This is a genomic window from Micromonospora sp. NPDC047762, from assembly GCF_043204655.1.
Lineage (GTDB): Bacteria > Actinomycetota > Actinomycetes > Mycobacteriales > Micromonosporaceae > Micromonospora.
The window spans coordinates 81,414-103,896 of the sequence record NZ_JBIDCQ010000004.1 but is presented as its reverse complement, the minus strand read 5'-3'; the positions used below and the strand labels follow the sequence as shown (position 1 = coordinate 103,896).

15 protein-coding genes are annotated in these 22,483 nt (G+C 72.3%); 8 read left to right on the top strand and 7 right to left on the bottom strand.

Translation table 11 applies throughout. From position 1 onward, the window contains the following. Positions 1 to 101 precede the first annotated feature (101 nt). The 4 genes from gltB to ACGF3C_RS14415 all read left to right on the top strand — a co-directional run bounded on the left by gltB (position 102) and on the right by ACGF3C_RS14415 (position 8,520). Positions 102 to 4,862 carry a glutamate synthase large subunit gene (gene gltB / locus ACGF3C_RS14430; RefSeq protein ID WP_393222074.1) on the top strand — a complete coding sequence of 1,587 codons (4,761 nt, stop codon included), beginning with the start codon at positions 102 to 104 and terminating at the stop codon, positions 4,860 to 4,862. Next, a complete protein-coding gene (locus ACGF3C_RS14425) occupies positions 4,855 to 6,390 on the top strand; it encodes a glutamate synthase subunit beta (RefSeq protein ID WP_355007629.1) in 1,536 nt (511 codons plus the stop codon). Before gltB ends, ACGF3C_RS14425 begins: the two co-directional genes overlap by 8 nt. Positions 6,391 to 6,564: 174 nt before the next feature. Then, positions 6,565 to 7,962 (top strand): MFS transporter, encoded by a 1,398-nt coding sequence (locus ACGF3C_RS14420; RefSeq protein WP_393222071.1) that lies wholly within the window; start codon positions 6,565 to 6,567, stop codon positions 7,960 to 7,962. A 69-nt stretch (positions 7,963 to 8,031) separates the two neighbouring features. Then, positions 8,032 to 8,520: a hypothetical protein gene (locus ACGF3C_RS14415; protein ID WP_393222068.1), complete on the top strand. Its 489-nt coding sequence runs from the start codon at positions 8,032 to 8,034 to the stop codon at positions 8,518 to 8,520. A 128-nt stretch (positions 8,521 to 8,648) separates the two neighbouring features. On the opposite strand, the gene ACGF3C_RS14410 is transcribed toward ACGF3C_RS14415, so the two are convergent. Further along, a complete protein-coding gene (locus ACGF3C_RS14410; RefSeq protein ID WP_357226992.1) occupies positions 8,649 to 10,181 on the bottom strand; it encodes a M1 family metallopeptidase in 1,533 nt (510 codons plus the stop codon). A gap of 144 nt (positions 10,182 to 10,325) precedes the next feature. Between ACGF3C_RS14410 and ACGF3C_RS14405 the strand changes: the two genes are divergently transcribed. The 3 genes from ACGF3C_RS14405 (at position 10,326) to ACGF3C_RS14395 (ending at position 16,553) form a co-directional block, all read left to right on the top strand. After that, positions 10,326 to 13,019 (top strand): hypothetical protein, encoded by a 2,694-nt coding sequence (locus tag ACGF3C_RS14405; RefSeq protein WP_393222063.1) that lies wholly within the window; start codon positions 10,326 to 10,328, stop codon positions 13,017 to 13,019. 97 nt (positions 13,020 to 13,116) lie between these two features. Then, positions 13,117 to 15,663 (top strand): FtsK/SpoIIIE domain-containing protein, encoded by a 2,547-nt coding sequence (locus ACGF3C_RS14400; RefSeq protein WP_393222060.1) that lies wholly within the window; start codon positions 13,117 to 13,119, stop codon positions 15,661 to 15,663. Positions 15,664 to 15,665: 2 nt separating this feature from the next. Next, the gene (locus ACGF3C_RS14395; RefSeq protein ID WP_393222057.1) at positions 15,666 to 16,553 is read left to right on the top strand and encodes a hypothetical protein; all 888 of its coding nucleotides are present in this window, start codon (positions 15,666 to 15,668) and stop codon (positions 16,551 to 16,553) included. A gap of 61 nt (positions 16,554 to 16,614) precedes the next feature. On the opposite strand, the gene ACGF3C_RS14390 is transcribed toward ACGF3C_RS14395, so the two are convergent. Further along, positions 16,615 to 17,169, bottom strand: coding sequence for a hypothetical protein (locus ACGF3C_RS14390; RefSeq protein WP_393222054.1), 555 nt, complete (start codon positions 17,167 to 17,169; stop codon positions 16,615 to 16,617). 350 nt (positions 17,170 to 17,519) lie between these two features. Here ACGF3C_RS14390 and ACGF3C_RS14385 point away from each other — a divergent pair, with 350 nt between their 5' ends. Next, complete coding sequence (locus tag ACGF3C_RS14385; RefSeq protein WP_030489032.1) at positions 17,520 to 17,783, top strand: DUF6244 family protein; 264 nt, start codon at positions 17,520 to 17,522, stop codon at positions 17,781 to 17,783. A gap of 150 nt (positions 17,784 to 17,933) precedes the next feature. Here the strand turns inward: ACGF3C_RS14385 and ACGF3C_RS14380 are convergent, their stop codons facing one another. From ACGF3C_RS14380 to ACGF3C_RS14360, 5 genes are all read right to left on the bottom strand, one after another. Beyond that, a complete protein-coding gene (locus ACGF3C_RS14380; RefSeq protein WP_357234491.1) occupies positions 17,934 to 18,344 on the bottom strand; it encodes a hypothetical protein in 411 nt (136 codons plus the stop codon). A 66-nt stretch (positions 18,345 to 18,410) separates the two neighbouring features. Beyond that, positions 18,411 to 18,587: a nitroreductase/quinone reductase family protein gene (locus tag ACGF3C_RS14375; protein WP_393222050.1), complete on the bottom strand. Its 177-nt coding sequence runs from the start codon at positions 18,585 to 18,587 to the stop codon at positions 18,411 to 18,413. Between the two features lie 211 nt (positions 18,588 to 18,798). After that, the gene (locus ACGF3C_RS14370) at positions 18,799 to 19,662 is read right to left on the bottom strand and encodes a hypothetical protein (RefSeq protein WP_393222047.1); all 864 of its coding nucleotides are present in this window, start codon (positions 19,660 to 19,662) and stop codon (positions 18,799 to 18,801) included. Positions 19,663 to 19,742: 80 nt separating this feature from the next. After that, positions 19,743 to 20,729, bottom strand: a complete 987-nt coding sequence (locus tag ACGF3C_RS14365; protein ID WP_393222044.1) for an SEC-C metal-binding domain-containing protein — start codon at positions 20,727 to 20,729, stop codon at positions 19,743 to 19,745. A gap of 97 nt (positions 20,730 to 20,826) precedes the next feature. Next, a complete protein-coding gene (locus ACGF3C_RS14360; protein WP_357231870.1) occupies positions 20,827 to 22,293 on the bottom strand; it encodes an MFS transporter in 1,467 nt (488 codons plus the stop codon). Positions 22,294 to 22,483: the final 190 nt, after the last annotated feature.

The window sequence follows — 22,483 nt, the reverse complement described above, 5'->3', positions numbered from 1 at the left end:
CTCGGGTGGCCGTGCGACCCCGGCCCTAACGTAGACTCAATAGACCCACGGGCCGACGTCGTCCCCACCATGATCCAACCTGAGTGACGACAGGAGGCCCGGTGGCTCAGCCGTACGCGGACACAGAACAGCCGCACCCGCACAGCCCGCAGGCGTCCCCGACGCCCCACCCCCGTCCGTCCGCCCAGGGCCTCTACGACCCAGCGCAGGAGCACGACGCCTGCGGCGTGGCCTTCGTGGCGGACCTGCACGGCCGGCGTTCACACTCGGTCGTCGCCAACGGGCTCGGCGCGCTCTGTCGGCTGGACCACCGGGGCGCCCGGGGCGCGGAGCCGAACACCGGCGACGGCGCCGGCATCATGATCCAGGTGCCCGACGCGTTCCTGCGCGCGGTGGCCGACGTCGCGCTTCCCCCAGCGGGCGAGTACGCCACCGGGCTGGTCTTCCTTCCCGACGACGATGCCGCCGAGGCGCGTGCCCGCCGGGTCGTCGAGAAGTACGCACTGGTCGAGGGCGCCGAACTGCTCGGTTGGCGGGACGTGCCGATCGACCCGAGTGACCTGGGCGAGACCGCCCTGGCGGCGATGCCCCGGGTCCGGCAGCTCTTCCTGGCGGCGCACCGCCTCACCGACACACCCGACGGGCCGGCCGGCTCCCCGCTGCGCGGCCTTGAGCTGGACCGGGTGGCGTTCTGTCTGCGTAAGCAGGCCGAGCGGGAGACCGCCGAGCGTGGCGTTCCGGCGTACTTCCCGTCGTTGTCCAGCCGCACCATGGTCTACAAGGGCATGCTCACGCCCGACCAGTTGCCGGCGTTCTACCCGGACCTGCGCGACGAGCGGGTGGACAGCGCCATCGCGCTGGTGCACTCCCGCTTCTCCACGAACACCTTCCCGTCCTGGCCGCTGGCGCACCCGTACCGGTTCATCGCCCACAACGGCGAGATCAACACGATCCGGGGCAACCGCAACTGGATGCAGGCCCGCGAGGCGCTCCTGCGCTCGCCGAACGTGCCCGGCAACATCCGACGGGTCTTCCCGGTCTGCACCCCCGCGGCGTCCGACTCGGCGAACTTCGACGAGGTCCTGGAGTTGCTGCACCTGGCCGGGCGGAGCCTGCCGCACGCGGTGCTGATGATGATCCCCGAGGCGTGGGAGAACGACCCGGGGATGGACCCGGCCAAGCGCGCCTTCTACCGCTTCCACGCCAGCCTCATGGAGCCGTGGGACGGCCCGGCGTCGGTGGCCTTCACCGACGGCGAGATCGTCGGCGCGGTGCTGGACCGCAACGGGCTGCGCCCGGGGCGCTGGTGGCAGACCGACGACGGGCTCGTGGTGCTCGGCTCCGAGGCGGGCGTGCTCGACCTCGACCCGGCCCACGTGGTCGCCAAGGGGCGGCTCCAGCCGGGCCGGATGTTCCTGGTCGACACGGTGGCCGGGCGGATCGTGCACGACGAGGAGATCAAGTCCGAGTTGGCCGCCGCCCAGCCGTACGGCGAGTGGCTGCACGCCGGGCTGATCGAGCTGAACGACCTGCCGGCGCGCGAGCACACCGTCTACACGCACGACTCGGTGCGCCGCCGGCAGCAGACCTTCGGCTACACGCAGGAGGAGCTGAAGATCCTGCTGGGGCCGATGGCCCGCACCGGCGCCGAGCCGCTCGGTTCGATGGGTACGGACACCCCGATCGCGCCGCTGTCCACCCGGCCGCGGCTGCTCTACGACTACTTCCACCAGCTCTTCGCCCAGGTCACCAACCCGCCGTTGGACGCCATCCGCGAGGAGTTGGTGACCAGCCTGGCGTCGACGATCGGGCCGGAGGGCAACCTGCTCGACCCGGGTGCCGCGAGCTGCCGTCAGATCGTGCTCCCGCACCCGATCCTCGACAACGACGAGCTGGCGAAGATCCTCTCCATCGACGAGGACGGCGACCTGCCCGGCTTCAAGGCGGTCCGGGTCTCCGGGCTGTACCGGATCCGGGAGGGCGCCGCCGGGATCAAGGCGCGGCTGACCGAGATCTGCCGGCACGTCTCCGAGGCGATCGAGGACGGGGTGCGCATCCTGGTGCTCTCCGACCGGGACTCCAACGCCGACCTGGCGCCGATCCCGTCGCTGCTGCTCACCGCCGCCGTGCACCAGCACCTCGTCCGCGAGCAGACCCGTACGCGGGCGGCGCTGATCGTCGAGTCCGGGGACTGCCGGGAGGTGCACCATGCGGCGGTGCTGATCGGCTACGGCGCGGCGGCGGTCAACCCGTACCTGGCGTTCGAGTCGGTCGAGGACATGATCGCTTACGGCCATAATTCGGCCTCCGCGCCGTTGGACGGCGCTCCGGACCGAATGACGGCCGCCGGCACGTTGGTCGGGGTGGAGCCCGCCGCCGCGGTGCGTAACTACGCGAAGGCGCTCGGCAAGGGCGTCCTGAAGATCATGTCCAAGATGGGCATCTCGACGGTCTCCTCGTACTGCGGTGCGCAGGTCTTCGAGGCGGTCGGCCTGGACAGCCGGCTGGTCGAGCGCTACTTCCGGGGCACCCCCAGCCGCATCGGCGGGGTGGGTCTCGCGGGCGTGCACACCGAGGTGGCCGCCCGGCACGCGCTGGCCTGGCCGCCGGCCGGCACCGCCACCTCCGACCGGTTGGAGGTCGGTGGCGAGTACCAGTGGCGCCGCGAGGGTGAGTTGCACCTGTTCAACCCGGAGACGGTGTTCCTGCTGCAACACGCCACCCGCAGCCGGCAGTACGACGTCTTCCGGCAGTACACCGCCAAGGTCGACGCGCTCGCCGCGCAGGCCGGCTCGCTGCGCGGGTTGTTCACTCTGCGCACCGGCGTCCGTCCGGCGGTGCCGATCGAGGAGGTCGAGCCGGCCACCGAGATCGTCAAGCGGTTCGCCACCGGCGCCATGTCGTACGGGTCGATCTCGGCGGAGGCGCACGAGACGCTCGCCATCGCCATGAACCGGCTCGGCGGCAAGTCCAACACCGGTGAGGGCGGCGAGGACGTCGAGCGGCTGCACGACCCGGCCCGCCGTTCGGCGGTCAAGCAGATCGCCAGCGGCCGCTTCGGCGTGACCAGCGAGTACCTGGTCAACGCGGACGACCTCCAGATCAAGATGGCCCAGGGCGCCAAGCCGGGCGAGGGCGGTCAGCTGCCCGGTAACAAGGTCTGGCCGTGGATTGCCCGGACCCGGCACGCCACCCCCGGCGTGGGTCTGATCTCCCCGCCGCCGCACCACGACATCTACTCCATCGAGGACCTCGCCCAGTTGGTGCACGACCTGAAGTGCGTCAACCCGGCGGCCCGGGTGCACGTCAAGCTGGTCAGCGAGGTCGGCGTCGGCACCGTCGCCGCCGGGGTGGCGAAGCTCAAGGCGGACGTCATCCTGATCTCCGGCCACGATGGCGGCACGGGCGCCTCCCCGATGAACTCGCTCAAGCACGCCGGCACCCCGTGGGAGCTGGGGCTGGCCGAGGCGCAGCAGACGCTGTTGCTCAACAAGCTGCGCGACCGGGTCACGGTGCAGGTCGACGGCCAGCTCAAGACCGGCCGGGACGTCCTGGTCGCGGCGTTGCTCGGCGCGGAGGAGTTCGGCTTCGCGACCGCGCCGCTGATCGTCGAGGGTTGCGTGATGATGCGGGTCTGCCACCTGGACACCTGCCCGGTCGGCATCGCCACGCAGAATCCGGTGCTGCGGGAGCGTTTCACCGGCAAGCCGGAGTTCGTGGAGAACTTCTTCCTCTTCCTCGCCGAGGAGGTCCGGGGGTACCTGGCCGAGCTGGGTTTCCGGTCGATCGAGGAAGCGATCGGGCAGTCCGAGCTGCTCGACGTGGCCCCGGCTCTGACGCACTGGAAGGCGCACGGGTTGGACCTGGCGCCCGTCCTGCACCTGCCGGAGCTGCCCGCCGACGCGGCCCGACGCGGGGTTCGCGCGCAGGATCACGGCCTGGAGCAGGCCCTCGACAACGAGCTGATCGCGTTGGCGCGTCCGGCTCTGACGGACGGTGCGCCGGTGCGGGTCGAGGTGGCGGTGCGCAACGAGCACCGCAGCGTCGGCGCGATGCTCGGCGGTGAGGTGACCCGTCGCTTCGGTGGCGCCGGCCTTCCCGAGGACACCGTCGAGTTCGTGCTGCACGGCACTGCTGGGCAGTCGTTCGGCGCGTTCCTGCCGCGCGGCGTGACCCTGCGCCTGCACGGCGACGCCAACGACTACGTGGGCAAGGGCCTCTCCGGGGGTCGGCTCATCGTCCGTCCGGACGCCGCCGCGCCGTTCCTCGACCCGGACGCCGAGCCGGGGCAACGGGCCGAGGATCAGATCATCGCCGGCAACACCATCCTGTACGGGGCCACGGCGGGCGAGGTCTTCCTGCGCGGCCGGGTGGGGGAGCGGTTCGCGGTACGCAACTCCGGCGCGGTCGCCGTGGTCGAGGGTGTTGGTGACCACGGCTGCGAGTACATGACCGGCGGCACCGTGGTGGTGCTGGGCGCGACCGGCCGGAACTTCGCGGCGGGCATGTCCGGCGGCACGGCGTTCGTGCACCGCCTGGATCGGGCCCGGGTCAACGCGGAGCTGGTCGACCTGCTGCCGGTGGGTGAGCAGGAGCAGTCGCTCCTGCACGAGCTGGTCCAACGGCATGTGGCCGAGACCGGGTCGGCGGTCGCCGAGGAGCTGCTCAAGCGGTGGCCGGAGGCGGTGGCCGAGTTCACCGCTGTGGTACCCCGCGACTACCGCCGGGTGCTGGAGATCATGCGGGCCGCCGAAGCAGCCGGCCGCGACGTCGACGACGCGGTGATGGGCGCGCTGAGCGCGCCGGCCGCGCCGGTGCCGCCCGCCCCGCGGGTGGCTGCCCAGGAGGTGGCACGTGCCTGACCCGAACGGTTTCCTGCGCTACGACCGGCGGCTGCCGGCCCGCCGCCCGGTGCCGGTGCGGATCAGCGACTGGCGGGAGGTGTACCCGCCGGCCGGCGAGGAGTTGGTCCGTGAGCAGGCCACCCGATGCATGGACTGCGGCATCCCGTTCTGCCACGACGGCTGCCCGCTGGGCAATCGCATCCCGGACTGGAACGACCTCGTGCGTACCGGCAACTGGGACGCCGCGGTGGAGTCGCTGCACGCCACCAACAACTTCCCGGAATTCACCGGCCGGCTCTGCCCCGCGCCCTGCGAGGCGGCCTGCGTGCTCGGCATCTCCGGCGGTCAACCGGTGACCATCAAGCAGGTCGAGGTGGAGATCGCCGACGCCGCCGCGGCGCGCGGGTTCACCCCCCGCCCGGTGCCGGCGCCGTCGGGCCGGTCGGTCGCCGTCGTCGGCTCCGGGCCCGCCGGGCTCGCCGCCGCCCAGCAGCTGGCCCGCGCCGGTCACGCGGTGACGGTGTACGAACGCGACGACGCGATCGGTGGCCTGCTCCGGTACGGCATTCCCGACTTCAAGTTGGAGAAGCGGCACATCGATGCCCGGTTGGCCCAGCTCACCGCCGAGGGGGTGCGTTTCCGCACCGGCGTGAACGTCGGCGTCGACGTCACCGCCGAGCAGTTGCGCGCCGAGCACGACGCAGTGCTGCTGGCCTGTGGGGCGTTGCAGGGCCGGGACACCCCGGAGACCCCGGGGCGGGCGCTTCGGGGCGTACACCAGGCGATGGCGCACCTGGTCGCGGCGAATCGCGCGGTCGCCACGGCGGCCACCGACCAGGCCGGCGTGGTGGCCACCGCCGAGCGTCGGCTGGCGCCCGCGGTGTTGCCCGACGGCACGCCGATCGACGCGGCCGGCAAGCACGTGGTGATCATCGGCGGTGGTGACACGGCGGCCGACTGTCTCGGCGTCGCGCACCGCCAGGGCGCCGCGGGCGTGCACCAGCTCGACCTGTACCCGCAGCCGCCGCAGGAGCGCGACGAGGCACGGGATCCGTGGCCGACCTGGCCGTGGGTGCTGCGTAGCTACCCGGCGCACGAGGAGGGTGGCGAGCGGGTCTTCGCCGTGGCGGTGCAGGAGTTCGTGGACGACGGCACCGGCCAGGTGCGGGCGGTGCGGATCGCCGAGGTGACAGTGGAGAAGCGCGACGGCCGGCGGGTCGTCACTGTGGTGCCGGGCTCCGAGCGGGAGTTGCCGGCCGATCTGGTGCTGTTGGCGATCGGTTTCGAGGGCACCGAGCAGCAGCCGCTGCTGGCCCAGTTCGGCGTCGCCCGCAACCCGCGGGGCGCCATCGACGCCCGCGACGACTGGCAGACCGACGCCGACGGGGTGTTTGTGGCTGGTGACATGCACCGGGGCGCTTCGCTGATCGTCTGGGCCATCGCCGAGGGGCGGGCGGTCGCCGCGGCCATCCACGGCTATCTGGGTGGTGTCGGTGCGTTGCCGGCCCCGGTGGGCCCGGCCGCGCAGGCTCTCGCCGCTCGCTGAGGTGCGGGTGTCCGGTCGGTGCGGCAGGTCCGCCGCCGCATCGGCCGGGCGTTCCCGCTGGTGAAGCCGCTCACAAATGTGGGCAAAGAGGTTTAAGCCGGCAAGACTTGTCGGCTGCCGAACCGCGCCGCGATCGGTGTGAATGATCATGCTGCCGATCGCTGGAGGTTCGTCGTGGCCAGAGGTGCCACCTTCGCCGCGTTGCGCCACCGCAACTACCGGATCTGGGCGCTCGCCGGCTTCGTCTCCGTCATCGGCACCTGGATGCAGGTCCTCGGGGTCAACTGGTACGTCCTGAAGGAGACCGGCTCCGCGACGTCCATGGGCTTCGCCGTGCTGCTCCAGGCGGCGCCCACGCTGCTGCTCAGCGTCTGGGGTGGTGTGCTGGCCGACCGGCTGCCCGCCCGCCCGTTGCTGATCGCCGCCCAGTGCGCCCACGCGGTGCTCGCCGCCGGACTGGCGGCGGTCGCCCTGACCGGGGTCGGCGGCCTGCCGCTGATCTTCGCGATCTCGCTGGCCACCGGTGCCGTCTCGGCGATCGAAGGCCCGGTGATGGGGCGCTGGGCCGCCAGCCTCGTCGACCGGGAGACGCTGGGCAACGCGCTGGCGCTCGGCTCGCTCAGCAACTCCGCCGGCCGCATCCTCGGCATGAGCCTCGGCGCCGTGGTGGTGGCCGCCGTCGGTCCCGCCCTGCTGTTCGGCATCAACGCGGTCAGCTTCGCCGCCGTGGTGGTGGCGCTGTTCGCCGTACGCCCGGCGGGCGTGCCCGGCCTCCCGGTCCCGGACGCCGGCCGGAGGCGGGGCGGTGTCCGCGCCGGGTTCGCCTACCTGCGCGGGCAGCCGGTGCTGCTCCTCGCGCTCGCCCTGTCGTTCGTGCTCGGCAGCCTGGGCCGCAACTACCAGGTGACCATGGCCGCGATGAGCGACGGGCCGCTGGACGCCGGTGCCTCCGGGTACGGCCTGCTGTCGACGGTGTTCGCGGTCGGCACTGTGGTGGGCGCGCTCGTCGCGGCCCGGCGGCGTTCCCTGGGTTACCGGACGCTCGTCGTCGCGGGCCTTTTCGCCAGCGGGTTGCAGATCGTCGCCGGCCTCGCGCCCGGCACCTGGAGCTTCGCCGCGGTGATCCTGCCGATCGCCGCCGCCGCGGTGGTCATCGACACCACCGTCGGCACCCGCGCCCAGCTCGACACCGACGGCGCGATGCGGGGCCGGGTGCTCGCCGCCCTGGCGGTCACCGGCTCGGTCTCCGCAGCGGTCGGCGCCCCGCTGCTCGGCTGGCTCGCCGAACACGCCGGGCCCCGGCAGACGCTCGTCCTCGCCGGAGCCGCAGCGGCGATCGCCACGACGGCGGCCGGCGTCGCCCTCGATCGGCAGCGCGGCCGCGCGGCGACCCTCGCGCTCGTCGTTCCGCGACCCCGCCATCCGGTACGACGAGCGGCGTTCCGGGCCGCCCGCGTCGTGCGGCCCACCGGTGCGGTCTGCGTCATCGTGCCCGCCGAGGCCGGTGCGGTGCGGTCGGGCGGGGTCCGGCTCCGGGAGTTGGCCACCGCCGGGCCGGTGGCGAACCGCTGAGACAGCGGTCACCCTCGGTGGCCCGCTTCCGGGACAGGGCAGACTGAAGATCATCGTTACGCTGCGATCATGGACAATGAGGAGCGGCTACGGCGCACCCGCCGATGGCTGTGGGTCGTGCTGATCGGGCTCTTCCTGAGTGGTGTCACCGCGTTTCCGCTGGAGATCGAGGTGCGCTGGCTGCTGCGCGTGCTGGATCCGCTCGCCGGCCAACTGCCCGCGCTGGTCGCCTGGATCGAGCGGGTGCACACCGGGCTCGTGACGGCCGGCGAGGACTACCCGTTCCTGCTCTACGGCACCGACTGGCTGGCCTTCGCCCACCTGGTGCTGGCAGTGGCCTTCTGGGGGCCGCTGCGCGACCCGGTGCGCAACGTCTGGGTGGTGCAGGTCGGCATGATCGCCTGCGCCGGCATCGTTCCGCTGGCGCTGATCTGCGGCCCGATCCGGGACATCCCCTGGTTCTGGACGCTCGTCGACCTGTCCTTCGCGGTCGGGGCGTTCCCGCCGCTCTGGTTCGCGTACCGGCACATCCGCGCCGTAGAAGCCTCAACCCGGTAACCCCGGGCCGTGCGACCCCCGCCGGTCGATCATGGAGTTGTGGTGGGCGGAAGATACGCCCTTGCCTGATATGTGAGGCACCACAACTCCATGATCGACCGGCGGGGTGGGGTGGGGGTGGGGTGGGGTTAGTGGGACATCAGCTCGTGGGACTCGCGGATCTTGGCCCAGGATGTGGGCTCGGTCGGTGGGGCGGCCTTGCGGGCGGCGCTGGCCACCTCGGGTCGGCCGGCGGTGAACAGCCAGGTGGTGAACAGGTCGTCCAGGTCCAGTCCGGAGACCCGCTCGGCCAGGGCCTGGAACTGCTCGATGGTGCCGTTGCCGTACCGGCGCTCGGCGGTCCAGGTCGGCAGGATCTCGAAGAACGCGTCGTCACCGACGGCCAGCCGCAGCTGGTGCAGGGCCATCGCACCCCGGTCGTAGACGGCGTTGTCGAAGACCCGGGCAGCGCCCGGGTCGCCGGGCAGCACCTGCCAGAACCCGTCGTCAGCCGGGTAACTGGCGTAGGTGAAGTCGAAGACCTCCTGGGCGGTGCCCTCGCCCTGCTCCTCCGACCAGAGCCACTCGGCGTACGAGGCGAAGCCCTCGTTGAGCCAGATGTTGCGCCAGTCGGCCACCGAGACCGAGTCGCCGAACCACTGGTGGGCCAGCTCGTGCGTCACCACGTAGGTGTTGGCGCCGCGTCGCCAGAAGCCCGGCCCGTACACCGGGCGGGTCTGCGTCTCCAGGGCGAAGCTGATGCCGTCGATCGGCCCGGCCACACCGCCCTGCGCCTCGAACGGGTACGGGCCGAAGATCCCGCTCTCCCAGTCGACGATCTCGGCGGTCCGCTCGATGCTGGCCCGCGCGGCCGGCCCGAGTGCTCCCAGCGACGTGCTGTACGCGTTGATCACCGGCTGGCCGCCCGGGGTGGTGTCGGTGACGATGTCGTACTGGCCGATGGCCATGAAGGCCAGGTAGGTGGCGGTGGGGGAGGTGGTCCGCCAGATCCACCGGGTGCGGTTGCCGGCCTCGGCCAGTGGCGGCCTCGGCTGCACCCCGTTGCTGATCACCTCGACGCCGGTGGGCACCGAGACCGAGATGTCGTAGGTGGCCTTGTCCAGAGGGTGGTCGTTGCTCGGGAACCACCACCACGCCGACTCGGGCTCGTTCACGGCGAGGGCGCCGTCGTCGGTACGCGTCCAGCCGGTGTAGCCGTTGACCAGGGCCTCCGACGGGACACCGGAGTACCGCACGACGATGGTGAGCTGTTGGCCCCGGGTCACCGTGCGGGCCGGGGTGACCACCAACTCGTGCGCCCCGGCGGTGGTGCTGCTCGCCGCCCAACCGTTGACCCGGACCGACTCGACGTCGAGCAGGAAGTCCAGATTGAACGTCGAGAGGTCCTCAGTGGCGGTGGCGAGGATGGTGGTGGTGCCGGTGAGCAGGTCGGTGGCCGGTTCGTAGCGCAGCCGAACGTCGTAGTGCTCGACGTCGTAGCCGCCGTTGCCGTAGTCGGGGAAGTAACTGTCGCCCAGTCCGGGCGCGCCGGGTTGCGGCGCTGCGGAGACGACCGGACGGCCCCAGCCCGTCGGGGCGGCCTGGGCGGGGGTGCCGGCGAGCATGGTGCCGGCGGTGGTGAGGGTCAGGGCGGTGGTGGCCGCCGTGAGGACTCGTCGCACGGGGTGGACTCCCTCCATCGGGTGTTCGCCAGGCCAACCTAATCGACAACTGTGAACGTCGCTGGCCGCCACACCCATCGTCGGTCGTCGTCCTCTGGCGTGCGTTGCACCGCAAGGTCACACTGTGTTGATCGGAGGTGACACGTGCGGCGCTCGGAGTTGCCCAGGCGGGAGTTGACCGGCCAACGACAGTCGACCGCTGGTCGGGAACGCCTGCCGGCCGGCGGTCTGGAGTTGTTCACGCTGCTCGCCCGGCTGTTGCGGCGACCCCGCCGCGGCGACCGCCGGCTGCCCCTGCTGTGGCTGGTCCGCTCCGACACCGCGGATCTGATGGTGCCGCTGCGCCGGTTCCTCGGCCAGGGCCCCCGGCGGCGGGTGCCGCACGCCGTGCTGGACGCCGACGCGCCGCCCGGCGCCGGGGACGTGCCGGCGCTGCTGCGCGAGCTGCACCGGCAGCTCTCCCTGGAGGCCTTCGGTGCCGCCCGGCTGCGCTTCCGGCACTATCCGCTCGCCGACTGGCTGATGCAGCAGAGCCTCAACCTGGGCATCGACGCCGACGACAGCCGCGCGGCCCTGGTCCGCCGGCTGCGCGACCGCAGGGGCCCGCGCACGCCGGAGGCGGTGCCCTCCGGCGGCGACGCGGTCAGCATCGTCTCGCAGGTGCTGCTCTGGCTGGTCCGTCGCGCCGTGCCGGGGGTGGTCTTCCGGGCTGCCGTCTCCGGTCGGGTGCCGGTGCTCGGGCGGCACTACAACTGGTTCATGCGCCAGCAGTATCTGGCGCCCCGGCAATCGGTCACCTTCCTCGGCTTCGCCGAGCGTCTCACCGCCGGCTGGCGCGACGGGGAGCAACCCGATCAGGTCAACAAGCTGTTGCTGCACGCGTTCCTGGAGGACCTGCGGCAGGCGTACCGGCGTCGGCCGTGGCGCCTCTCGGACTGGCGGCGCACCGCGTACCCGGCTCTGCTGATCGATCACGTCGCCCCCGGCAACGTCGGCGGGGAACTGGTCCGCCTGATCGGCGACGTTCGTACCGAGACCGGCCGCAACGACCCGCTGCTGATCGTCGCGTCCGGTGGGCAACCCCCACCGGACCTGCCCGAACCGCACCCGTTGACCGAGGCCGACGAGGCGTACGACGAGTGGGCCGGTGCGCTGCCGGAGATGCGACGGCTGCGCCGCCCGGCCACCTGGCTGGTGGCGCTGCGCCCCGACGAGACCGACACCGGCCCACCGTCGCGTGGCGGGCTGCGGCCCTTCTCCGCGCCCGACCCGCCGTGGTGGTCGCGGCGCTTCCTGCCGACGGCGCTCTGCCTGGTGCTGGTGGCGGTGCTCGGCCTGTGGGTGGCCAGCCGGTGGGGGCCGGGCTGTCACCCCTCGCTCACCGGCCAGGTCTCGGTCGAGGTGGCCGGCAGCGGCGAGTGTGTCGGCTACAGCGACAGCGCGGCCCAGGTGTTCAACAACGACCCCGGCCAGGACCGGCTGCGCACAGTTCAGGAGCGCATCTTCGCGCAGAACCGCGCCGCCGAGGAGGTCTGGCAGCGCAGCGACCGGCGGCGGCCCTTCCTCACCCTGGTCTACCTCGGCACCCTCACCGGCAACCGGACCCGCGCGGACGAGGAGTCGTACGTCTCCGAGCGCGAGGAGCTGGAAGGGATGGCCACCGCCCAGTACGCACTGCTGAAGGAGTCAGCCGGTGCCGACGGCGCCGCGCTGCTGCGGATCGTGGTCGCCAACGCCGGCCGCCAGATGATCTACGCCGACCGGGCGGTGGCGATGCTGGCCGAACTGGCCCGCGACGACCCCACGGTGCTCGGGGTGGTCGGGCTGGTGGAGAGCCGCACCAGCACCGCCCGCGCGCTGCGCGAGCTGAACCAGGTCGGGCTGCCGGTGCTGGCGCCCACCCTCTCCGCCGACAGGATGGACGCCAACTCCCGCCTCTACCTCCAGATCTCCGCACCGAACAAGGACCAGGTGAAGCTGGTCGACGCGTACGCCAAGCAGGTGCTGAAGGTCGCCGAGGCGCACGTCTTCTACACCACCCTGGAGGGCAGCACGCTCACCGAGGACCTCTACGTCGGCACCCTCGTCGACGGGCTCCGACAGCAGTTCGGCCCCCGGATCACCCGCCTCGACGAGTGGCGCACCGGGCAGCGGCTGACCGACGAGTGCGGCTACCCCGGGCTGCTCTTCTACGCGGGCCGATGGTCGGAGTTCGACGGTTTCCTGCGGGCGCTGCGCGAGTGCGGCGGCAACCCGCCCCGACACCTCGTCGCCGACGACTCGGCCAACCGGTACATGGCCAACCCGGGGCTGCGCGCCGCCGCCCCCGGCAACCTGCCCGTCACGTACGTCTCCAAGGCGGCCCTGGCCACCTGCGCGGCGCTGCGGTCCGCCCAGGACCGGCGCGACGACGCCCGGGCGAGCTTCCTGTCCTGGATCCAGGCCGACGACCTGCTCGACCCGCCGCGCTGCCGACCCGACTCCGAAGAACAGGTCGGTGAGCGGGTCAGTCTCGCCTACGACGCGTCGATGATGCTCATCCGGGCCGTGGAGAGCCTCGCCGCCCGGCTGCACCACGCCGACCCGCGGCAACGCTGGGAGCCGGACTCGGTCAACCCGGTGGCCGTGCACGCGGAGGTGCTCCGGCAGAACGCCGGGCAGGGCTACCCGGGGGTGGCCGGGCTGATCCGGTTCACGCCCGACTCGGGGGAGCCGGTCGACAAGCGACTGGCCCTGATGCGGGTCGAGCAGGTGCCGGACGTGGCGAAGGCGCCGGTGGAGGTGTTCCGCTGCGGGGCGGCCGACGGGTCCGGCCCGGCGGCGTGCGGCCCCGCCTGACCGGTCCGGCGTGACACGTCCTCGCAGGACTGTCCGGGTGCCACCGGTGTCCGTTAGGGTTCCTGGGACCAGGCGGCCGTGGCGTTGGGGGCAGAGGGTGGGCAGGCTCGCGTCGGCGTACGGGCAGGCGGTCAACTCCCACCGGGCGGCTCGCGCGCATCTGGACACCGCCCGCGACGCCCTGGGGGCGGCGCCGACCGCCGTCGCGCCGGCCGGCGCCGACGACCTGGTGACCCGCCTCGCCCGCCTCGGCGGTGCCCTGGCAACCCCCGCCCCGGGCGTCACCCCGCTGACCGACGAGCCGGCCGCGGTGCGGATCGGCGAGGCGTCCACAGCGGACGGCGGCTTTCCGGTGCTGGTCCCGCTCGGCGGCGGCCACCACCTCGCCCTGGACACCGACGCCCGGGACCCGCAGGTCGCCGGGCTGCTGCGGGCGCTGGTGCTGCGGTTGGTCGCCACCGCGCCGCCCGGCCAGGTCCGCGTCGCCGGCATCGACACCGCCGCGCTCGGCGCCACCTTCGGCCCGCTGCGACCACTGCTCGACGCCGGGGTGCTCGACCCGCCGGCCACCGGCGAGGCCGAGGTGGCCGCACTGCTGGACGCCGCCGAGCAGCACGCCCGCGCCGCGCAGCACGGTCAGCCTGCCGCCCGTCGCCTGTTGGTGGTGGTCGCCACCGCCGCGCCGCCGCCCCGCGAGCTGGCCCGGCTCGCCGCGCTCACCCACGCCGGCCCGGCCGCCGCTGTGTGCGTGCTGCTCGCCGGACACCCGTCCCGGCTGCCCGGCGAGACCGCGCCCCCGCTGGGCGGCACCACAGCGGTGCGGCTCAACCAGGGATACGCGCACGTCGGCGACCCACCCGGCACCCCGTTCAGCGTCGACGGCAGCGGGCTCGCCGCACCCGTCCTGCTTGACGGCGACCCGCCGCCGGCCTCGGTCCGCGCGCTCGCCGAGCACCTCGGCACCGCCACCCGTCGCGCCGACGCGTTGCCCTTCACCGACCTGCTGCCCGAACGGCGCTGGGCCGAGTCCGCCGGCAACGGCCTGCGTACGGTGGTCGGCCGGGTCGGCGGCGCTGCCGCCTTCGACACCGCGCTGACGCTCGCCTTCGACGACGCCACCCCGCACTGGCTGGTCGGCGGGCGCACCGGCGCCGGTAAGACCGTCTTCCTCCTCGACGTCCTCTACGGGTTGGCCGCCCGCTACTCGCCGGCCGAGTTGCAGCTCTACCTGCTCGACTTCAAGGAGGGCGTGAGCTTCACCGAGTTCGTGCCCACCGACCGGGACCCGTCCTGGTTGCCGCACGCCCGTGCCGTCGGCATCGAGTCCGACCGCGAGTACGGTCTCGCCGTGCTGCGCGAGCTGCGCCGGGAGGCGCAGCGCCGGGCCACCGCGCTCAAGCGGCACGGCGTCACCAAGCTCGCCGACCTGCCCCGCGACAATCCGCTGCCGCGCATCGTGGCGGTCGTCGACGAGTTCCACGTGCTGCTCGCCGGCAACGACGCGCTGGCCCGGGAGGCCGTCGACCTGCTGGAGGACCTGGCCCGCAAGGGCCGCTCGTACGGCATCCACCTGGTGCTCGCCAGCCAGAGCATGACCGGCATCGAAGCCCTCTACGGGCGGGCCGAGGCGATCTTCGGGCAGTTCGCGTTGCGGGTGGCGCTGCCCGGCGGGGGTGGGGTGCTCGACCAGCTCAACGACTCCGCCGCGGCCCTGCCGGTCGGCTCCGCCGTGGTCAACACCGCCGCCGGAGCGGTCGGCGCCGACACCGTCCTGCGCTTCCCCGACGCGCACGCCGCCACGGCGGACCTCGCCGCGTTACGCCACGACCTGTGGCAGGCCCGCCCGCCGGGCTCGCGGGCCCCAGCGGTCTTCAAGGGGTACGAGGCCGCGCGGATCGAGGACGACAGCACGTTCGCCGGGTTGCGCCCCGGTGGTCGACGTCCGATGGCACTGGTCGGCCGGACCGTCGACGTGCACGGCACCACAGCACTGTTCCTGATGGACACCACCCCCGGCCGGCACCTCGCCGTGGTGGGCACCGCGCCGACCGGCGCGGACGTGCTGCGGGCCGCGACGCTCAGCCTGGCCCGCCAGCACACCCCCGGCGACGCCCGGTTCGAGCTGGCCTGCCTGGTCGGTGCCGCCGACGCGGTCGCCGACGACACCGAAGCCGTCCTGCGGGCCGCCGGCCACCCGGTCGGACGCCTCGACGCGGCCGGGCTGCGCGACCGGATCGCCGCGCTGGCCGCCGAACCCACCGGCCGCGAGTACCTGGTGGTGTTCGGCATGGACGCCGCCGCGCCCGTCCTCGGGGCCACCGACCCCGGCACGTTCCGTTCCGGCCTGGACGACCTGCGCACCGTCCTGCGTCAGGGCCCCGGGCAGGGGGTGCACCTGCTCGGTTGGTGGAGAGGGCTGCGCCGGCTCGGCGACGACCTCGGCGGCACCCAGAACCGCGACGACGTCGCCTGCCTGGTCGCGCTCAACGTGCCCGGCGCCGAACTGGCCCTGCACCTCGGCGCGCACGACCTGACCTACACGCCCCGCCCCGACCGGGCACTGCTGATCGACAGGCACGACCAGCGCACCCGGCTGATCGTCCCGTTCGTCGGCGACGGGCACGACCCGGACGGGGAGCGCTGACAGTGTCCTTCGAGGAGTACGCGGCCCTGGCCCGGCAACTCTCCGCCCAGCACCGCGCCGGGGAACAGCACGCCGCCGCCGAGTCCGCGCGCCGCCGCGACCTGCACGCCGCCGTCGACTACCTCCAGCAGCGGCTCACCGCTCAGGGGCAGCGCCTCGACCAGCTCGGCCGAGCCATCGGCGTCGACCAACCACCCGCCGCCCCCGCTGCTCCCCCCGGCCCGAGCGCGGGTCAGGGGATGGGGACGCCCGGCGAGACCGCCGCCTGGCCCGCCCCGCCGTCCGGCGCCGGGTCGCCCTCCGCTGCCACCGCGCCCGGAACCGGGGACGGGGAACCCGCCGGCGCAGCCGGCGCGCCGGGGCGGGCGGGGGTCGGGGCGTACCCCCAACTGCCGGCGGGGGAGGCGCGGCTGGCGCTGCCGACGGCGGTGAGCCCGGCGGGCGGCGGGGTGCCCGCGCAGCGCGCGGCCGCGGCCGACCCGGCGATGGAGCTGGAGCTGGCCCGGCGGATGGCCGACGAGGCCGACCGGCACGGGCAGCAGGCGGAGTTGCTGGCCCAGCGGCCGGCGCTACTGCCGACGTGGTCGCCGCTGGCGAGGGCGGTCGCCGTCTACGCCGGGTGCGGCGCGGCGGCCGGGGTGCTCGTGCTGATGCTGGTGCTCGCCTCCGGGGTCGGCCTGGTGGACGGGTTCACCCTCGGCGCGTGGATCTGCGCGGGGTTGCCGGCGGTGGCGTTCTTCGGCGGCTACCTGGTGCTGGGCCGCTGGGGGCGGCCGGCCATGGTCGCCGGCACCCCGCCGCGATATCTGCCGCTCGGGTTCCTGATCTGTTTCCTGGTGGTGCCGATGGCCTACTGCGCGTATCTGCTGCTGGTCCGCGGTCTGCGCTGATGACCGACCTGGAGTGGTGACTGGTCGTCACCGCACAGGGGCGCCGACTGTTGGGCACGGATCAGTCCAGGTGGTAGATGACGCCGCCTTCGTCGCTGAATTCCTGCTCGGTGCCGCTGGTCGAAGGGCTGAAGACGCGGCAGGAGCAGTCATCGGCGGGAGGCCCCGCCGACGCCTCGGCGTAGTACCAGACCTGACCCACCTCGGCCCTGAACGTGCGACTGCTGGCCCGTCCCACCTCGATCGCCCGGTGCGGTTCACACTGAGCGTCGAAGATCCACAGCACGTACGGCTCACTGGTCGTCGAGGCAGTGCCCCGCAGCGGTTCTCCCCACCGGCCCTCGGGGATCTCCCGTCGGAAGTAGACCAACGCGTCATCGCCATGGATCTTGGCGATGCAGGACCGGTAGAGCGCTGCCCGAGACGCCGGGCTCGGACTGGGCGCGGCTGTTGCCGACGACGACTGAAGGCTGCTGAGGATGCTCTGCCCGTCACCGGTCGCGACGGCGACGGCCAGCAGGAGGGCGAGAAGCCCGAGGAGAGCGCCGGACAGGCCGATGACGCGAGCCCGGCGACCACGACGAGCCGATGTTGTGTCTGTCCTCTGAACCGTCAAACCCCGTCACTCCCTCGGCAAGCTGTCACCGAGTCTAGGAGGCATCGCACTCGGGCGTGGTCCCCGAGCTCGGGATCGCCGCTTGCCGACGGCATCCGCGCTCAAATCAAGTCCGGCGAACTTGCGCCGGGAGACAAGCTGCCCTCGACCCTCTGAGCTGTGCCGTCAGCACGAGGTTTCGGTCATCGTCGTTCGCCAGGCCATCAACGGACAGTTTCCGTTGTGAGCTGACGGAAACTGTCCAAGGTCTGGTCGCGTTCCGTCGCGCTGGGTGCGCGAATCTCGTACGCTCCCATGTGGTCTCTGCCGGTGCGGTGGTGGAGGCGATGGTCGACCACGGGGAGGTGCGCGTGAGCGCAGCACAGATCATCGCGAGGTTGGCGGCGGCGTCGCAGAAGCTGGACGAGGCGAAGGCCAAGACCGCAGCAGCAGCACAGGACGCCGCCGAGGCGCGAGCACTCGTCGCCGGCGCGCTGGAGGGTGTGGCCGCCGGTCCGCTGGTCGGCATGATCGATTCGTACCGTCAGGCGCTCGCGCAGGCGTCGCAGGGTGGCGACCCGGCCAAGCAGCACGTGCAGGAGACGATCGCCAAGGTGCGAGCGCTGGGAAACTGATCCCGTCACCGCTGCCGGGTTCGGCTGTTCGCTCCGGCGGCAGTGATCAGGTGATGAGAAGTAGGTGTCGGAAGTGGTTCTGACCTACTTCTCATCACTTGATCATTGGGTTCCCCCGGCGGCGTCCTGCGGCGATGGTTTGGCCGCGCTTCAACGGGTGATGCGGAACGTCTGCTCGAAGTTCGGGTAGTCGCAGACGTCCTGGTTGCACAACTCGAATCCGCCGCTGATCAGCGCGACACCCTTGTGGAGGACCAGCCCGTCGGGCTGCACCCACGCTCTCCCGGTCACGGCTTGCGGCTCGCCGGTGCAGCTGTTGAGGGGCGCCCAGCCACCCGCGTAGGCGACCCTGTCGCCAGACCGCTGCCGGACGATCAGCTCGGTCGCGCCGGACAGGCCGGCTGGGCAGGTCACGGTGAGGGTGATGTCCACAGCGACGCCGCGGGCGACCAGGGTCGCGGACGTGACGTCGACGCTGCTTGCCGCGCTTGCCGGCGTCGGCGCCAGCACGATGGAAAGTGACAGCCCGAGTAGTGCGATGGCGGTGATGATGCGGCGCACGACGGTCCTCCTCGCCGGAGTGGGGTGGTTACCTTCCGTCACCCTAGCGTGCCGCAGCACTCACCGTCATCGATCGGCGGTGCGTTCGATGACGACGACAGGGATCTCTCGGTCGGTCTCCTTCGCGTAGCGGGCGTACGTGGGGAAGACCTTCGTCATCACCGGCCACAGCCGGACGCGCTCCTCGCCGGTGGCGGTCCGGGCCCGACCGGTGATCCGCTCCGCGCCGACCTGGATCTCCACCGACGGGTCGACGCTGAGGTTCAGGTGCCAGGCGGGGTGCTTTGCCGCGCCGCACGTAGCGCCGGATGTGGCTGGCGACCCAGCCGACGGGGCTGTCCTCGACCGTCTCGTTCTGCTCTGCCGCGGTCACGAGCCCACCTCCTCGCTGGAGCCTAACGACGCTGAATGCCGCAGTGGGGCCCGGCCCACATTCTGGCGGCGCAAGCAGTCGTCACGAGGCCAGCAGGTCGAACAGGCCACCGATGACGAAGAGGACTGCCGCCACCCACCGGAGGATGTGCAGCGGCCGCGTCTGGTCGAGCAGTTTGCCGTAGCCGTACAGCAGAGCCCCCCAGACGCGGTAGGGCGCCGCTGCCGCCAGGAGACGTAGTGCCGGGAAGGAGATGATCGCGGCAACCACGGTGAGCACGAGGCCGGGATAGGTCCAGGACGGCCCCTTGTTCGTGAAGCCGGCAGCAAAGACGAAGAGGCCGCCGACCGCGCCAGCCGCGCCGAGGACGATGAGGCAGCCATTGTCGGAGCGCTCGATGTCCTGGACCAGGTCCCGTTCGTCTGCCGGTAACTGGCTGGCGATCAGTCTGTTGATTCGGCTCCGTGCGTACTCCTGCTGTTGCGGACACACATCAACCTCGTGCCTCGTCCCGCAGGTGTGCGCATCGGGAATCGCGGTCATGACCTGACTGTGGAAGTCGCGGTAGGTGGGAAGTGCCACGTTGAGGCCCACGGGAACGGCATCCGGAGGTTTGTTGACAAGGCGCACGTAAGCGAGTGCCTGGCCGGGCGAGACGATCGTGGTTGTCCATACGACGTCTTCGAGAACGACGGCCTGAAGCTTCAGTAGCCGACGAACTTCGCGCTTGCGACGCGTCCTGGCCAACGGCACGTCAGCGCGCTCAATCGTCCGACGCCCCCACTGTTGTAGCTTTTTCGGGTCTGGCAGGTCCAGAACGACGGTGAGCCCGGCCAGATAGAGCATCGACTTGCCCAGGCGACCCCAGAAGATCATGTCCTGACCGAAAAGCTCCAGGTTCTCCGTGGGCCTACCCGCGAACCACGCGGCCAAGACGTCGCCCAAGCCCCACATCTAAGACTCCGACCGATAGCGACAGCTACGAACGGGTCGATGGTGGCAGGTGGGGTAAAGCGAGGGAACGGTCAGGCGCGTGAGCGCGGCAGGCAGCACTTCTTGTACTTGGCCCCGGAGCCGCACCAGCAGGTGTCGTTTCGGCCGGGTGGCCAGGCGGTCACGCCGGCCTCGTCGAGGCTGTCGGCGTACTCGTCGAGGGTTTCCTCGTCGGTGGGGTCGCTGCCGGTGCGTTCGGCGAAGGCCGCCAGGCCGTCGACGGTGCCGACGACTACGCCCAGGTCGGCGCCGCCCATCCCGGACGCGTCGACGAGGGCGCGTTCGAGTTGGGCGCGGTGCTCGTCCCAGGTGGGCGGGTGGCTGTCGGCCAGCGCCGGCCAGCGCAGCAGCAGGGCGTCGAATTCCGCCTGCGGCCAGAAGAGCAGCGTCGCCGGGCCGCCGTCGACGGCGTCGAGCGCGTGGGTGCTCGCGGCGCGCAGCCGGTCGGCGAGGTTGTCGTACTCGTCGTGGGGTAAGCCTGCCTCTTCGCGGAGGTCGTGCCGCCGCTGGGCCAGGCCGTAGATCATGGCCGCGGCCTCGTCCTGGGCGTCCTCGGACGCGTGCTGCTGGGTGCGGGTCCGTTCCAGGATCGCGTCGAGCGCCCCGGTGAGCCACTCCAACGCCGTGTCGGTGTGGCCGGACTCGGCCAGCTCGTCGATCAGGTACGTGGCTGCGGGGTCGGTTTCCAGCAGCGGACGCAGGGCGGTCAGTTCGGCCATGCCCTCGTCCGAGCGGTCGAGGCGCAGCAGCAGACCGCCGCGCACCGCTCGGGCGTACGCGTTGTCGTCCGGCTGCTCGGCGATGGCGCGGGTGGCCAGGGCGAGCGCGTCGGCCAGGTCGCCGGCCTGTTCCAGGATGTCCGCGGCGACCAGCAGGGCGTACCCGGTGTCGTCGGGGTCCGCTACCCGCCCCTCGTCGACGGCGCCCACCAGTTCGGCGACGAACGCGGCCGGGTCGGGGCTCTTGAGGCCCAGGGCGCCGATCTCGTTGATGCGGTCGGCGGTCAGCAACTCGGGCATGGGCGCTTCCTGAGCAACGGCGGACGGGGAGCGGTCAGCGTACTCCGGAATGCGTCGCGGCCCGGGCGGCGAACCGCCCGGGCCGCGACGCGTTCCGTCAGCGGGTAGCCGGCATGGTGGCGAACTCGCCGGCTAGCTCGGACTCGACGATCGTCGCGGCGGACGGCCGGCGACCGGCCGACGCCCGCCGGGCGGACGGGACGGCGAGGGCCGCGAGCGCGGCGGCCAGGGCGATCGCCGTGAGGACGAGAAACCCCGTCGTGAAGCCGGCCTCCCGGGGCAGACCGTTGGCCTGGGGGTGCGCGGTGATCACGCCGCTGACCACTGCCGCGCCGATCGCGCCGCCGATGGTGCGGATGTTGGCGTTCATGCCGGTCGCCACGCCGGTCTGGCTGGCGGGCACGCTGGCGACGATCAGGTTGGCCATCGAGGCGAAGGCCAGGCCGATGCCGAGGCCGACCAGGCCACCGGCGATGGCGACCTCCCAGCGGGTGGCGTGCGCGGTGGCGAGCATCGCGGAGGCGGCCACGTTGAAGGTGGCACCGGTGGCGAGCTGCGCCTTGGCGCTGAAGACGGCCTGGAGTCGACCGGCGAGGACGCCGGCGACGAACATCGCGCTGACCATCGGGAGCATGAGCAGACCGGCCTGGCTGATACTCGCCCCGAAGCCGTAACCGGCAGCGGTCGGGGTCTGCAGGAACTGCGGGAGGAACGCGTACATGGAGAACATCGACGCGCCGTAGAGCAGGGCGACCAGGTTGGTGGTCCAGACACCGGGAAGGCGCATCATCCGCATGTCGATCAGCGGGTTCTTCGACCGCAGTTCGGTGACCAGCCAGCCGACCAGCAGCACCACGGCGAGGGCGAGCAGGCCGAGCACCCGGGTGGAGGTCCAGCCCCAGGCGGCGCCCTGGCTGATCGGCAGCAGCAGCGCGACAAGCCAGCCGGAGAGCAGCAGTGTGGCGCGCCAGTCGATGCGACCGGGGGTGCGGACCGGCGACTCGGGCACGAACAGGTGCGCGGCCACGGCGGTCAGTCCGACCACGATCATCGGGATCCAGAACAGCCAGCGGTAGTCCAGGGTGCTGACGATCGGGCCGGCCAGCACGATGCCCAGGCCACCGCCGACGGCGACGATGGCCGAGATGGCGGCCACCGCTGTGGAGACCCGGGCGGCCGGGAACTCGTCGCGGATGATGCCGAAGGACAGCGGGAAGACCGCCCCGCCGATGCCCTGCACGACCCGGGCGAGGATGAGGATGCCGATGTTCGGCGCGATGGCGGCCAGCAGGCAGCCGAGGGCGAGGGCGGCGAGCGAGACGACAAGCATCCGCTCCTTGCCGACCATGTCGCCGACGCGTCCGAGGATCGGCGTGAAGATCGACGCGCTGAGCAGGTAGGCGGTCAGGACCCAGGTCACTGTGTTCTGGGTGGTGTGCAGGTCCTGCTGGATGGTCGGCAGCACCGGGGTGATCAGCGACTGGAGCATCGCGAAGAACCCGGCGCCGGCCGCGAGCACGGTGAAGGTGAGCCGACGCGAGCTGCGCCGGGAGGTCACTGCCACGAGAGAAAACTCCCTGATTACGTACGGGAATGAAGGCTTGTCGCCCGTCGTCCGTGACGGGTGGTCTGTCGGGGTCCGGGCGATCGGGGTGGCCAGGCGGCGATCGGGCGGGTCCCGAGGTAGAGTAACCGGAGGCAGGCCTCCGGGATTCCGGAGGGGTGCCTCCGCTAAGCTAGCGGAGGGCGTCCTC

Coding starts and splice junctions, on each gene's coding strand:
- ACGF3C_RS14415 (WP_393222068.1), top strand. CDS start 8,032: ATGGACAATGAGGAGCGGCTACGGCGCACCCGCCGATGGCTGTGGGTC.
- ACGF3C_RS14365 (WP_393222044.1), bottom strand. CDS start 20,729: ATGCCCGAGTTGCTGACCGCCGACCGCATCAACGAGATCGGCGCCCTG.